The 13,642-nt window shown below is 67.6% G+C and carries 10 protein-coding genes and 1 pseudogene; 3 read left to right on the top strand and 8 right to left on the bottom strand.

All coding sequences use genetic code 11. From position 1 onward, the window contains the following. Positions 1-110: 110 nt before the first annotated feature. The 8 genes and pseudogenes from CG471_RS19780 to pgeF all read right to left on the bottom strand — a co-directional run. A pseudogene (locus CG471_RS19780) lies at positions 111-359 on the bottom strand (transposase); the annotation flags it as partial. Positions 360-568: 209 nt separating this feature from the next. Continuing rightward, positions 569-3,286 (bottom strand): xanthine dehydrogenase family protein molybdopterin-binding subunit, encoded by a 2,718-nt coding sequence (locus tag CG471_RS19785; RefSeq protein ID WP_099233243.1) that lies wholly within the window; start codon positions 3,284-3,286, stop codon positions 569-571. Beyond that, a complete protein-coding gene (locus CG471_RS19790) occupies positions 3,283-3,762 on the bottom strand; it encodes a (2Fe-2S)-binding protein (RefSeq protein WP_099233245.1) in 480 nt (159 codons plus the stop codon). The genes CG471_RS19785 and CG471_RS19790 overlap by 4 nt, the downstream gene beginning before the upstream one ends. Next, positions 3,759-4,628, bottom strand: coding sequence for a xanthine dehydrogenase family protein subunit M (locus CG471_RS19795; RefSeq protein ID WP_099233247.1), 870 nt, complete (start codon positions 4,626-4,628; stop codon positions 3,759-3,761). The genes CG471_RS19790 and CG471_RS19795 overlap by 4 nt, the downstream gene beginning before the upstream one ends. Further along, positions 4,625-5,296 carry a CoxG family protein gene (locus CG471_RS19800; RefSeq protein WP_099233249.1) on the bottom strand — a complete coding sequence of 224 codons (672 nt, stop codon included), beginning with the start codon at positions 5,294-5,296 and terminating at the stop codon, positions 4,625-4,627. The genes CG471_RS19795 and CG471_RS19800 overlap by 4 nt, the downstream gene beginning before the upstream one ends. Then, on the bottom strand, positions 5,296-7,383 hold the full coding sequence (locus tag CG471_RS19805; protein WP_099233251.1) for a PQQ-dependent dehydrogenase, methanol/ethanol family: 2,088 nt from the start codon (positions 7,381-7,383) through the stop codon (positions 5,296-5,298). Before CG471_RS19805 ends, CG471_RS19800 begins: the two co-directional genes overlap by 1 nt. A 154-nt stretch (positions 7,384-7,537) precedes the next feature. Beyond that, positions 7,538-8,323 (bottom strand): FadR/GntR family transcriptional regulator, encoded by a 786-nt coding sequence (locus tag CG471_RS19810; protein ID WP_099233253.1) that lies wholly within the window; start codon positions 8,321-8,323, stop codon positions 7,538-7,540. A gap of 44 nt (positions 8,324-8,367) precedes the next feature. Further along, positions 8,368-9,129 carry a peptidoglycan editing factor PgeF gene (gene pgeF, locus CG471_RS19815; RefSeq protein ID WP_099233255.1) on the bottom strand — a complete coding sequence of 254 codons (762 nt, stop codon included), beginning with the start codon at positions 9,127-9,129 and terminating at the stop codon, positions 8,368-8,370. A gap of 152 nt (positions 9,130-9,281) precedes the next feature. On the opposite strand from pgeF, the gene CG471_RS19820 reads away from it, so the two are divergent. The 3 genes from CG471_RS19820 to CG471_RS19830 all read left to right on the top strand — a co-directional run bounded on the left by CG471_RS19820 (position 9,282) and on the right by CG471_RS19830 (position 13,627). Continuing rightward, entirely contained in the window at positions 9,282-10,844 is a 1,563-nt protein-coding gene (locus tag CG471_RS19820) for an amino acid permease (protein WP_004208966.1), read from the top strand. Between the two features lie 128 nt (positions 10,845-10,972). After that, a complete protein-coding gene (locus CG471_RS19825) occupies positions 10,973-11,371 on the top strand; it encodes a DUF2946 family protein (RefSeq protein WP_099233257.1) in 399 nt (132 codons plus the stop codon). An 87-nt stretch (positions 11,372-11,458) separates the two neighbouring features. Then, positions 11,459-13,627, top strand: a complete 2,169-nt coding sequence (locus CG471_RS19830; protein WP_099233259.1) for a TonB-dependent receptor — start codon at positions 11,459-11,461, stop codon at positions 13,625-13,627. The last annotated feature ends 15 nt before the right edge of the window (positions 13,628-13,642 follow it).

A 13,642-nucleotide genomic window follows, 5' to 3' on the forward strand; every position in this document is an offset into this window, starting at 1 on the left:
ACACCCACGGGCCACGTTTTTTAACGGGGTCATGCCTCCAATAAGCCATCGGCCGCGACCCTCCCGGCCGCACCATAGCACGACCCGTTTCTACCGCGCACAGGCGGGCTCAGCCGGCGACGGTTTTTTAGTATATCGCGCTCCTCGGTCACCCGGGCCAGTTCGCGCTTCAACTGGCGGATCTCGGCATCCTTGCTGGCATCGCCAGACACCACCTTCGCCAGTTGCCGCTTCCATGCGTACAGCGAATGCTGACTGACGCCGAGCCGCTCGGAAACCTCCGCTACCGGATACCCGCGCTCGGTGATCTGGGCCACCGCATCACGCTTGAACTCATCGCTGAAATTGGGCTGCCCCATCGTCGTCTCCTGTCCTCAAAATTGGGATAGAAGGCGTCCAGAAATCTAGGGGCTACTCAGGGGGACTATTCGGAAGGTTGTAGGGAAGTATCACGAAAAATCATTGTGTTGGTCTTGTCCTGAGGTCCGTTCGAGATCCTACTCCCGCAACCAACACACAACACACACCGCCCCGGACAGCCCCAAGGCGGCTTTTTCGTGTCCGGAAATCATCGCACGCGCTCGCCCTGCACCTTGGCGGTGCCGAACAGCCCCATCTTGCACTTGCCGCTCACGCTGTCGCCATCGAACAGCAGGGCATATTTGAGGGTGATCGCCATCGGCTTGGTGACCTTCATCTCCCAGGACACCTGATTGCCGGCGATCGTGCCGGCAAATTCCTGCGATCCCTGATCGGCCTCCAGCCGCCCGGTCACCCGGTCGCCCGCGACCTGGAAATGCGCCACCATCGGCTGCGGCCCCATCGGCGTCGCCAGCACCAGCTTCCATGCGCCGTCGATCCCGACCGGGGCGGCAGGCGCGACCGGTTGGGTGGTGGGCGCTGCCGGGGCAGGGGTATCGACCTCCGGCGCCCGATGGTCGGGATGGAAGCGGCTGACCGGACGCTCGGGCCAGGGCCGCCCCTCGATGACGGTCATCAGCTTGTCCGGCGTCAGCGGCAGGTCCACCGCCACCTCGCCGAACGGCGCAAGCGCATCGGCGATAGCATTGACCAGGGTCGGCGGGCCGATGATGCAGCCGCCCTCGCCAACGCCGCGAAAGCCGCCTTCGGCCTGCGAGGGCGTATCGGCATGGACATATTCGAAATCGGGCACGTCGAAGATCGTCGGCAGCGCATAATCCTTGAAGGTCGCGGCCGTCGGATTGCCCTGCGCATCGCGCGCGGCCTCCTCCAGCAGCACGCTGCCGATCGCCTGGGCCAGGCCGCCGGCAATCTGCCCCTCGACCACGGCGGGGTTGATCATCACGCCGCAATCCTCGCTGCTGACCCAGCGCCGGATCGTCACGAAGCCGGTGTCGGCATCGACCTTGACGATGCAGGCATGGGCCGCGCTGGTGAAGGTCATGGGCGGCGGATCATAGCGATATTGTGCTTCCAGCCCCGTCTCCATGCCCGGCGGCAATCGCCCCGGCTCGCCATAGGCGATCTCGGCAATCTCGCGCAGCGTCCGCCGCATCTCCGGCGCGCCGGCGACATGGACCATCCCACCCGCCAGGCTGATCGCCTCCGGGCTGGCGTTGAGCAGATGGGCGGCCACCACCTTCACCTTGTCGGCGAGCAGCCGCCCGGCCCGGATCGCCGCGCCGCCGCCGATCACCCCCTGGCGACTGCCGCCCGCGCCGGGGCCGAAGCCGCCGCGCGAACTGTCGCCGTCGAAGATGGTGACGTCCTCGATTGGCACGCCCAGCTGCTCGGCGATGCACTGCGCCATCGTCGTCTGGGTGCCATGGCCCTGCGAATGGACGCTCATCACCGCGACCACCCGTCCGGTCGGCTCGATCCGCAGCTGCGCCAGTTCGCCGGTCATCACCGCGATACTGCCGGCCGCGCCGGTCGGCTCGATATAGGCGGCGAGGCCCAGGCCCAGATAGCGCCCCTGCGCCCGCGCCGCCGCCTGCTCCGCGCGGAAGGCGGGCACGTTCACCACTTCCAGCAGCTTTTCCAGACATTGCGCCGGGGTGATGTCCTCGCGCGGGATGCCGAGCGGCGTGACCGATGGCTGGTCGGCGGCGGTGCAGAGATTGCGCCGGCGAAGCTCCACCGGATCGATGCCGATCTGCCGCGCTGCCCGGTCGAGCAAGGTCTCGCGCGCCAGCGTCTCGATCGCCCAGGGGCCGCGATAGGCGGCCAGCCCCGGCGTATTGCTATACCAGCCGCGCGACACGAAGCTGTAGGCGGGGATATTATAGGCCGCCCACAGGAACATATGGACCGCGATATTGGCGTCCGCCCCCATCGGATAGGCGCCATTGTTGAGCGCATAATCGGCATGGCTGGCGATCAGCCGCCCGTCCGTGTCGAAGGCGGCGCGCAATGTCATTTCCTGCTCGCGCGCCTGGTTGGCGGCGGTCAGATTCTCGATCCGGTCCTCGATCCACTTGACCGGCCGGCGCAGCAGCATGGCGGCAAGGATGGCGGACACCTCCTCCATCCAGGGATGGTTCTTGAGGCCGAAGGAACCACCGACGTCCCTGGCTACCACCCGCACGCTCAGCCCCGGCCGGTCGAGCGCCAGGGTCAGCCAGCGCGCCACCAGTTGCGGCCCGGCGCAGGTGATATGGACCAGCAATTCGCTCTTGCCCTGCAGGCTCGCCACCACGCCGCGCGTCTCCATCGGCGACTGGGCGATGCGCTGATGGCGGATCGACTGGCTGACCAGATGCGGCGCGCCCGCCAGCAGCGCCTCCAGCGCGGCATCGGCTTCCTCCTCGCCCATCAGCGCGGCGACATTGTCGTCGGTGTCGGGATGCACCCTGGGGCCAAGGCGCGCATCGTCCAGCGTGACGACGGCCGCTTCCTCGGCATAATCGACCACCACCAGGCTGGCGGCATCCTCGGCCAGATAGCGATCGTCGGCGATCACCAGCGCGACCGGATGGCCGACATAGGCAACCCGCCCGTCCGCCAGCGGCGTCATCGCTACTTCTACCGGGCCAAGGAAAAAGCTCAGCATGGTGACGCCGAACGGCGCGAGATCCGCCTGGGTCAGCACCGCATGGACGCCGGGCTGGGCACGCGCGACATCGGTGTCGATCGACCGGATCGTGCCGCGCGCGATCGGGCTGCGGACGAAGGCGGCGTGCAGCATGCCGGGCAGGATGATGTCGTCGACGAAGCTGCCGCGCCCGGTCAGCAGCCGGCCATCCTCCTTGCGCGGCACGCGCTGGCCGATGAAGCGCTGCGCGGAAATCGGCGGCGCGTTCATGGCGTGCCATCCTCCGCCGCCAGTTGCCGGATCGCGCGGCGTATCCCCTGATAGCCGGTGCAGCGGCAGAGATGACCGGACATGGCCTCGGTCATCGCCGCTTCGTCGGGCCGGGCACCATCGGCCCGCAGCGCGGCCAGGGTCATGACGATGCCGGGCGTGCAGAAGCCGCATTGCAGGCCATGGTTATCCTTGAGCGCCTGCTGCACCGGGTGGAGCGTGCCGTCGGCCGCGGCCAGCCCCTCGACCGTGGTCAGGCTGCATCCATCGGCCTGCACCGCCAGCATCAGGCAGGATCGCACCGCGCGCCCGTCGACGATGATGGTGCAGGCGCCGCACACCCCCTGTTCGCAGCCGACATGCACGCCGGTATAGCCCGCCGCCTCGCGCAGCCAGTCGCTCAGCGTCAGCCGCCCGTCCACCAGCCCACGATGCTGCTGGCCGTTCACCGTCATCGAAATGCGATGCTCGCTCATGCCGCCAGCCTCCGGTCGAGCGCCTGCGCCAGGCTGCTGGCAAAGATGCGCCGGCCGACGCTGCGCCGATAGGCGGCGCTGGCATGGCCGTCGTCAAATGGCGCGCTGTCGGCGATCGCCAGATCGGCAATGGCCTGCACGTCGATCCGGTCGATCGCCTGGCCGACCAGCGCCTGCTCCGCCTGGCGTGCGCGCATCGGCGTCGGCCCCATGCCGAACCAGGCGATCCCCGCCCGCTCGATCCGGCCTTCCACGATCGCCAGCGCGCCGACCAGCCCGACCAGCGCGAAATCGCCGGGGCGCCGCGCCACTTCGCGGAACAGCGGCACCGCATCCGCCGGCCAGGCCGGATAATCGATCGCCACCAGCATCTCGTCGGGCGCGATCGCGGTCGCATAGGGACCAAGATAGAGGTCGTCGGCGGCCATGGTCCGCGCGCCGCGCACCGATCGCAGGGTCATGGACGCCCGCAGCGCCACCGCCGTCGCCGGCATCTCGGCCGCCGGTTCACCCAGCGCGATCGACCCGCCAATCGTCCCGCGATTGCGGGTCTGGTGATGGCCGACATGGGCGAGCGCCGTGACGAAGACGGGCAAGGCCTGTGCCAGCAGGGGATTGGCCAGCGCATCGGCCTGCCGCGTCGCCGCGCCGATCCGCAGGCCGCCGGCATGGGGGGCGATGCCCTGCAATTCGGGCAGATGGCCGATGTCGATCAGGATGAAGGGCTGGCTCATGCGCAGCGCCAGCAACGGCATCAGCGTCTGGCCGCCCGCCAGCAATTGTGCGCCGCCGCCCGCTTCCGCCAGCAGCGCGCAGCCATGGTCGATGCTGGTGGCGCGGACATAGTCGAACGGCGCGGGCTTCATCGCCGCCCCCTGCGCCCGGCCTCAAACCCGGCCAGCGCCGTCACCGCCAGCAACAGGCCGATCGCCACCATGCCGGTGCCCGCCACGCCGCTGCGCTCCAGCAGCACCCCGGTCGCCAGCGCCAGCAAAAGCGCGATGATCCAGCCCCAGGGATGGCCGCCAGCCGATGGCGGAGCCTGCACCGGCGCCGTCACCACCGCGACCGGACCATCCTCCGCCGGCACGCTGTCGCCGCTGACCACCGCGTTGAAGTTGCGGAAGAATTGCTCCGCAAGCTGCTTCGCCGTGGCGTCGATGATCGGCCCGCCCAGTTGCGCCAGCCGGCCGCCGACCTCGGCCTCCACCGCATAGGACAGGCGCGTGGCCCGGCCATCGTCGGCCAGCGTCACCTTCGCGCCGCCCCTGGCATGGCCCACCGTGCCGCCCTGGCCCTCGCCGCTGATGCGATAGCCATTGGGGGCGTCGATCTCCGACAGGGTGACGGTGCCGGCAAAGCGCGCGCCGATCGGGCCTATCTTGACCGCGATCTCGGCCCGCAGCCGGTCCTCGCCGTCGCGTTCCAGCGACTGGCAGCCGGGAATGCACTGGCGCAGCACCGCCGGATCATTGAGCGCCTGCCATACCGCGTCGCGCGGCGCGGCGATCCGCTCCTCGCCGGTCATCCGCATCAGAAGCGCGCCGCCGTCGCTGTGTCGGTGTCGGGCTTGCGCGTGCCCAGCGCCTCGCGCGCGGTGGCGCGCAGATAGGACCAGATATTGTGGATCTGCGCCTTGCCCAGCGGGAAGCGCGGCATGCCCCGTTCGGCCAGCGCGCCTTCCTGCACCACCTGGTAGAAATTCTCCTCCGACAGCGACAGGGCGGATTCCCGCAGGTCCGGTCCCGGCGCGCCGGCCCCCTTGAACGCCATGCCGTGGCAGGCGCCGCAGATGAAGCCCATTTCCTTGCCCGCGGCCACCGCCTTTTCGTCCAGCACGATGCCGGGATCGTCGAGCGCATGGACCGCCATGTCGCGCGGTGGCGATGGCGCCAGCCGCGCCTTGCCGCCGATCGCGAAGCTCAGCAGGCGGCGGGGCTGGGCGCCATATTTCCAGCCGACATTCAATATCTCGCTGGCCGCCGCCGTGGTGCCGCCCCAGCCGACCAGCAGCGACACATATTGGGTGTCGCCGATGGCATAGCTCATCGGCGCGCCGATGATCCCCAGCCCCGCATTGAAGCGCCACATTTCCTTGCCGCTCGCCGCATCATGCGCGCGGACATAGCCGTCGGCCGTCCCCTGGAACACCAGCCCGCCCGCCGTCGCCAGCGTCCCGCCATTCCACAGATGGGGCCGCGCCATGCGCCAGCGCGCCTTCTGCGCTACCGGATCCCACGCCAGCAGCGCGCCGGTCAGGTCGTCCTTGTCGCGCTTTTGCGTGATGAAGCTGGCGCTGGCCCCGGTGATGCTGGCCAGGAACCCCTTGTCCGCCTTCGCGTAGCGGGCGCCGGCCTGCATATAGGGGATATAGGCCAGACCCGTCTGCGGGCTGTAGCTCATCGCCTGCCAGTTATGGCTGCCCAATGTGCTGGGATAGATGTCGACCGGCCCCTCCTGATAATGGACGTTGGCGGTTTCCACCGGGCGTCCCGTGGCCATGTCGATATGGCTGGCCCAGCTCACCTTGCCGACCTTCTCGGCCGAGATGAGTTTTCCGGTCTCGCGGTCCAGCACATAGAAGAAGCCGTTGGTCGGCTGCTGCATCAGCACTTTGCGCGGCCGGCCGTCGATCGTCACGGTCGCGGCGATCATGTTGGCCGTCGCCTTGTAATCCCAGCTTTCGCGGGGGTTCTGCTGATAATGCCAGATATATTGGCCGCTATCGGCATCCAGCGCGACGATCGAGGCGACGAACAGATTGTCGCCGCCGCCCGGACTGCGCTTTTCCGGATCATAGGGGCCGGCATTGCCGACGCCCAGATAGATGCGGTTGAGCTCCGGGTCGAAGGTCATGCCGTTCCACACCGTGCCGCCGGTGCCGGTCTTCCAGTAGGAACCGTTCCAGCTCTTGGCCGCCATTTCCATCACCGGGTCGCCGGCATTCTGCTCCGGGCTGCCCGGCACCGTCCAGAAGCGCCAGACCTGCGCCCCGGTCTTCTGGTCATAGGCGGTGACGAAGCCGCGCTGGCCGATGTCGGCGCCGCCATTGCCGATGATGACCTTGCCGTTGAAGGTGCGCGGCGCGCCGGTCAGGCTGTGCATCGTGCCGGGCGGCAGGGTGTTGACGCTCCAGGCGACCGCGCCGGTCCTGGCATCCAGCGCGATCAGCCGGCCGTCCAGCACGCCGATGAAGATGCGGCCATTATCGTAAGCGACGCCGCGATTGACGCCCATGCCCATCGCCTGCCGGGTCGGATTGACCTTCCAGATTTCCGGATCATATTTCCAGATCAGCCTGCCGCTCGCGCCGTCGACGGCATAGACCGCGCCATAGCTGCCGCTGAAATAGAGGATGCCGTTCACCGCCAGCGGGGTCGCCTCCAGCGATACCTCGCCCTCCAGGTCGAGCGACCAGGCCAGGCCCAGCTTGCGGATATTGGCGGTGTTGATCGCGCTCAGCTGGCTATAGCCGCTCTCGTCGGCGCTGCCGCCGACACCGGGCCAGTCGGCCCCCGTGCCGGTCTGCACCGCCTGTTGCGCCACCAGCCCCGCGGCCGACGCCGCCAACGCCAGTCCCGCCACCGTCCGCACCAGAAACAGCCCGCGCGTCCCCCGCATCCGCTCTCTCCCGTCCTGCCCGCTTGCCGCGAAGCCTGTTTGACTGAACAGGTGTTTAGTTTTTGTCGATCAGCCGGTCAAGCAGGCGCAGGCCATCGCCCGCGGGCATCGCCCCGGTGCTGTCATCATCGCTGTCAATTTTGCCCTGTCGGGATCAGTCCGCGCCGGGGGCGAAGCGGGCGCGGGTCGATTGCGCCGCCTTGCGCGCTTCCTCGACCGCGGCCTCCTCGGTCGCGAACAGCAGATGGTCGATCACCGCCGCCAGATGGCCGCGCATCGCCGCCCGCGCCGCCGCCGGATCGTGCGCCCGGATCGCCTGGGCGATGACGCGATGCTCCTCGACAACCGGCGTCACCTTGGCGGCACGGGCCTTGGCGAGCAGCAGCCGCGATTCCGGCGCGCTCGCCCGCATTTCCCACAGCCGCGCGACACTGTCGACCAGCGCTGCGTTGCGCGTCGCCTGCGCGATCAGCATGTGAAACTGCTGGTCGACGGCATAGGCATCGCCATCGCGCAGATTCTCGCTGGCGATTTGTTCGACCAGCCGGTCCAGTTCGTCCAGTTCGTCCGGCCGGGCATGGAGCGCCGCCAGCGCTGCCGCCTCGCCCTCGATCGCCAGCCGCGCCTCCATCAGTTCGAAGGCGGTGATGCTGAACCGCGGCGCTTCGGCCGCCTGGCGATCGGCGCCGGGAATCCGCACCACATAGGCGCCCGATCCGACCCGCACCTCGACCAGTCCCTGCACTTCCAGCGCGATGATCGCCTCGCGCACGGTCGGGCGGCTGACATCATGCTCGATCGCCAGCTCGCGCTCGGGCGGCAGCCGGTCGCCCACGGCATAGCGGCCACCCGCCAGGTCCGTGAGCAACCGCCGGGCCAGTTGCTGATAAAGGCGGCTGCCATCGCCGACGTCCGGCAGGGTCTGGGAAGAACTGGTCATGTCAGCCCCTCTCATGCGCTACTCTGTCCGGCTTTTGAAGCCCCTCAGCCGGGCAGGGCGATCATCGATATCTGCCGGCCATAATCACCTTCCTGTGCATGGCAGGACCGGCGATAGCTGTAGAAGCGATCGGCCTGGCTATAGGTGTCCTCGTCCAGCAGGCTGATCCGCCCGATCCCCGCCGCCTGCAGCCGCGACGCAACATAGGCGGCGATGTCGAACTGGCAGTGGCCTGCCCGCCCGGCGCTGAAGAATCGCGCATTGTCCGCGTCGTCCCGCTCGAACCGTTCGGCAAAGTCCAAAGTCACCTCGTAGGAAGCACGCCCGATGCAGGGGCCGATGGCGCAGGCAATGCCCGCGCGCGTCGCGCCCAGCGTCTCCATCGCCGCGATCGTCCGGTCGGTGACGCCGCTGATCGCGCCCTTCCAGCCGGCATGGGCCGCGCCGATCACGCCGGCTTCCCTGTCGGCAAACAGCACCGGCACGCAGTCGGCGGTCAATATGCCCAGAATCAGCCCTGGCGTGCGGGTCACCATAGCATCCGCCTCGGGCCGTTCATCCTCGGCGATCGGCGCGGTCACGGTCACCACATCGGGCGAATGGACCTGTCGCACCGTTACCAGCGTCGCGCCGGGCAGCAGCGCGTCGCGCGCCAGATCGCGGTTGCGCAGGATCGCCAGCCGGTCATCCTCCGACCCCAGCCCGACATTCAAACCGGCGCACACCCCGGTCGATACGCCCCCCTGTCGTCCGGCAAAGCCATGCGGGACATCGCCCAGCGCGGGCGCCCGCAGCAACTCGATCATAAAATTTCCTTCGCGCGTTCAGTGAAGAAGCATGTCTCAGAAGCGCAACATACTTGCGCATGGCGGATTAGGCGATAGTCTCCCGTCCCACAGAAAAGGGGGGGCGGCTAACGCGTCGCCCGGGCAGAAGACTCCAATAAAGGGTTTCATTGATGATTTTCGGGCGCGTTAAGCCTCTCGACGCCATATTGGCGACGGCAGAGAAAAAATCACTGCATCGCTCACTGGGCGCATTCCAACTCACCATGCTGGGCATCGGCGCCGTCATCGGCACCGGCATTTTCGTGCTGACGGCCGAAGCCGCGCAAAAGGCGGGGCCGGGCATGATGCTCTCCTTCGTCATTGCCGGCTTCGTCTGCGCGGTCGCCGCGCTCTGCTATGCCGAAATGGCGGCCATGGTCCCGGTCTCGGGTTCGGCCTATACCTACAGCTATGCGGTGATGGGCGAACTGATCGCCTGGATGGTCGGCTGGGCGCTGATCCTCGAATATGCGGTCGCCGCTGGCGCCGTGTCGGTGGGCTGGTCCGGCTATGTGGTCGGCCTGATCGAACATACATTCCATCTCGACATACCCGATCTGCTGACGCGCGGGCCGTTCGATGGCGGCATGGTCAACCTGCCGGCGATGCTGATCGCGTCGCTCGTCACCTGGCTGCTGGTCATCGGCACCAAGGAAAGCGCCACCGTCAACGCGGTGCTGGTCGCGATCAAGGTGTCGGCGCTGACCCTGTTCATCGTCCTGTCGGTGCCGGTCATGAACATGAAGGGCTTCACCCCGTTCATGCCGCTCGGCTTCTCGGGCGTGTCGGCCGCTGCCGCCTCGATCTTCTTCGCCTATGTCGGCTTCGACGCGGTTTCGACCGCAGCGGAGGAAACCAAGAATCCGCAGCGCAACATGCCGATCGGCCTGATCGGCTCGCTCGCCATCTGCACCATCTTCTACATGCTGGTGGCCGCCGGCGTGATCGGCACCGTCGGTGCGCAGCCGGTCTATGGCCCGGCCGGCGAAGTGCTGGCTCCCGGCTCGACCGCTTTGTCGCAGCAGTGCGCCGCGCTGGCCGCTGCCGGCACCGAAGCCGTCACCTGCTCGAAGGAAGCGCTGGCCTGGACCTTGCGTGAAATCGGCTGGCCCCAGATCGGCAACCTGCTCGGCCTCGCCGCCGGCCTGGCTTTGCCCTCGGTCATCCTGATGATGATGTTCGGCCAGACCCGCATCTTCTTCGTCATGAGCCGCGACGGCCTGCTGCCGGAACTCTTCTCGAAGGTGCATCCGACCTACAAGACGCCGCACGTCATCACCATCCTGACCGGCATCTTCGTGGCGCTGTTCGCCGCCTTCTTCCCGGTCGGCATCCTGGCGGACATCTCCAACTCGGGCACGCTGTTCGCCTTCGCCGCCGTGTCGATCGCGGTGATGCGCCTGCGCAAGACCGATGCGGACCGCAAGCGTCCGTTCCGCACCCCGGCCATCTATGTCACCGCGCCGATCGCGATCGCCGGCTGCGCCTATCTCTTCTGGAGCCTGGGCGTCGAAACCAAGTTGATGTTCGTCGGCTGGGCGACGCTCGGCCTGATCGTCTACTTCGCCTATAGCCGCAGCCGCAGCCATGTCGGCCGCGGGATTGTCGATGTGGCGGAGGCTGGCGCGGGCATCCCGCCCCAGCCGGTGCCGCCGCTGCCGGGCGCACACACGCCGGGCGGCCAGGACGCCTGATCGGCCTGACGATCGATGGAAGGAAGGGGCGGGCGACCGCCCCTTTTTTCTTGGGTGCCTCTGCCGGCCCGACCCCTGCGACCTTTTGTCTTGGTGACAGGCGGCGGGGGCCGGGCTAGGTCGTCCCCATGGGGAGCCTGCGCGCCTATCTTCAGCAGCATCGGGGACAAGCGCTGGCGCTTGTCCTGCTGGCGCTGTGCATGAAGGCCTTGCTGCCCGGCGGCTTCATGCTGGCGCAGCAACAGCGCACCCTGGTCATCCAGTTCTGTCATGACGCCGCGATCGGCAGCACCGCCTCGCAACTGATCGTGCCCTTGCAGGCCGATCCCGATCATCAGCCGGCCGATGCGGCCAAGCGCACATGTCCCTATGGCGCGCTCTCCATGGCCTCGCTCGGCGGCGCCGATCCGCTGATCCTGGTGCTGGCGATCGCCTTCGTGCTGCTGCTCGGCTTCGCGCCGGTGCGGCCGCCTGCGCTCGTGCGCATCGGCCATCTGCGTCCCCCTTTGCGCGGACCACCTGCCTGATCTGACCATGGCCGTGCCGCCGCGCGGCCTTTCTTTCAGATCAAGCGCCCCTGCCGGGAAGGCGGGCGCGTGCAAACAGGGTTTCCGATGAAGACATCTCTCGTCGCAATCGCCGCATCGCTGGCATTGCTCCCCACCCATGTCGCCGCGCAGGACAGCCTGCCGGCCGATGCCCCCATCGCCGATGACGCGGCCCCGCCGCTCCAGACCCGCTTCGACGGGGCGGCGCTCGATATCGGCAGCGCGCCGCTCAACGGCGCCCGGCTTGGCAGCGGCACATTGCGCCGCCGGGCCCTGTCGAGCAGCGACACCGCAGCCATCCTCGCCAGCCTGCCCGGCGTCGCGGCCAATGGCGGAGGCGGCTTTTCCTCCATGCCGGCGCTGCGTGGCCTGACCGAACAGCGGATTCGCATCACGCTTGACGGCATCCCAGTCGACATTGCCTGTCCCAACGACATGAACACGCCGCTTTCCTATACCGATCCGCAGACAGTCGGCAGCATCGCGGTCGTGCCGGGTGTCTCGCCGGTCAGCATGGGCGGCGACAATATCGCCGGCATCATCGCCGTCGAAAGCGCGATGCCGCGCTTCGCCGTCGATGGTGGCACCCTGGTTACGGGCGAGGCTTCCAGCTTCTATCGCAGCAATGGCGACGCCTTTGGCGGCGGCGTCACGCTGACGGTCGCGGGCAAGCGGATCAGCGCCACCTATAGCGGCTCCTACACCCAGTCCGACAATTATGACGGCGGCGGCGACCGGGGCGTGGTGCGCTCGACCGAATATGCCAAGACCGACCATCAGCTGGCGCTCGCCGCCCAGACCCGCCTTGGCCTGTTCGAACTGAAGGGCGGCTATCATTTCTCGCCCTATGAGGGCTTCCCGAACCAATATATGGACATGACCTCGAACAAGTCCTGGTTCCTCAACGGCCGCTATCGCGGCACCTTCGCCTGGGGCGACGTCGATGCCAGCGTCGGCTATCGCGACACCGCCCACCGGATGGACTTCCTCGCCGACAAGCAGCCCGGCGCCATGCCGATGAACACGCAAATCCACAGCTTCACCTCGGCGGTGAAGCTGAGCCTGCCGGTCGGCCCGCACGACACGCTGCGCGTCGGCGGGGACTATCAGCATCAGGGCATGGACGACTGGTGGCCGCCGGTCGCCGGATCGATGATGATGGGGCCAAATCCCTATATCAACATCAACAATGGCCGGCGCGACCGGCTGGGCCTGTTCGGCGAATGGGAATCGCACTGGACCGATCGGCTCTCCACCTCGATCGGCGGGCGCTTCGATCGGGTGCGGATGAATACGGGTGACGTCCAGCCCTATGGCACCGGCATGATGAACATGGCCGACGCCATGGCGGCCGAAGCCTTCAACGCACGCAGCCATCGCCGCACCGACAATAACTGGAGCGCGACCGCGCTGGCGAGCTGGCAGGCGTCCGACTTGCTCGCCTTTGAACTCGGCTATGCGCACAAGAGCCGCGCGCCCAATCTCTACGAACGCTATGCCTGGGGCCGGGGCGCGATGGCCAGCCAGATGATCGGCTGGTATGGCGACGGCAATGGCTATGTCGGCAATCTCGACCTCAAGTCGGAACAGGCCGACACCGTCAGCGCCGCGCTGCGCCTGACCGCGAAGGGCGGGGCGACGCTGAAGATCTCGCCCTATTATACCCGCGTGAACGACTATATCGACGCGGTCCATCTCCAGGATCTGACCGACATGATGGGCATGCCCAGCGGCTTCGTGCAGCTGCAATTCGCCAATCAGGATGCCGAATTTTACGGCGTCGATGTCAGCGCCAGCGTGCCGCTCCAGCGCAGCGACCATGTCGAAACCAGCTTCACCGCCAGCGCTGCTTATGTCCATGGCCAGAATCTGTCGGATGGCGGCCCGCTCTATCGCCAGATGCCGCTCGACCTGAAGATGGGCCTCGCCCATCGCATCGACGCGCTGGAACTGGGCGCCGATGTCGAATTTGTCGCCGACAAGAATCGCGTCGACGCCACCCGCAACGAACCGCGCACGCGCGGCTATGCGCTGGTCGACCTGCGCGCCGGCTATACGTTGCCGTTCTGGGCCGAGGGGCTGAAGCTGACGGTCGAGGCGAAGAATCTCTTCGACGCCGGCTATGACCTGCCGCTCGGCGGCATGTCGCTGGGCGATTATGGCGCGACCGGCGTGCTGCGCCCGGTGCCGGGCATGGGCCGCTCGATCAATCTGGGCCTCAGCACGCGCTTCTGACGAACCGGTCGGGCG

The sequence above is a fragment of the Sphingobium sp. IP1 genome, from assembly GCF_002708645.1.
Lineage (GTDB): Bacteria > Pseudomonadota > Alphaproteobacteria > Sphingomonadales > Sphingomonadaceae > Sphingobium > Sphingobium yanoikuyae.

Bases quoted from the DNA above. Each gene is read 5' to 3' on its own strand.
- CG471_RS19825 (WP_099233257.1), top strand. From the start codon at position 10,973: ATGGGGAGCCTGCGCGCCTATCTTCAGCAGCATCGGGGACAAGCGCTG.
- CG471_RS19820 (WP_004208966.1), top strand. From the start codon at position 9,282: ATGATTTTCGGGCGCGTTAAGCCTCTCGACGCCATATTGGCGACGGCA.
- pgeF (WP_099233255.1), bottom strand. From the start codon at position 9,129: ATGATCGAGTTGCTGCGGGCGCCCGCGCTGGGCGATGTCCCGCATGGC.
- CG471_RS19795 (WP_099233247.1), bottom strand. From the start codon at position 4,628: ATGAAGCCCGCGCCGTTCGACTATGTCCGCGCCACCAGCATCGACCAT.
- CG471_RS19810 (WP_099233253.1), bottom strand. From the start codon at position 8,323: ATGACCAGTTCTTCCCAGACCCTGCCGGACGTCGGCGATGGCAGCCGC.
- CG471_RS19800 (WP_099233249.1), bottom strand. From the start codon at position 5,296: ATGCGGATGACCGGCGAGGAGCGGATCGCCGCGCCGCGCGACGCGGTA.
- CG471_RS19790 (WP_099233245.1), bottom strand. From the start codon at position 3,762: ATGAGCGAGCATCGCATTTCGATGACGGTGAACGGCCAGCAGCATCGT.
- CG471_RS19830 (WP_099233259.1), top strand. From the start codon at position 11,459: ATGAAGACATCTCTCGTCGCAATCGCCGCATCGCTGGCATTGCTCCCC.
- CG471_RS19805 (WP_099233251.1), bottom strand. From the start codon at position 7,383: ATGCGGGGGACGCGCGGGCTGTTTCTGGTGCGGACGGTGGCGGGACTG.
- CG471_RS19785 (WP_099233243.1), bottom strand. From the start codon at position 3,286: ATGAACGCGCCGCCGATTTCCGCGCAGCGCTTCATCGGCCAGCGCGTG.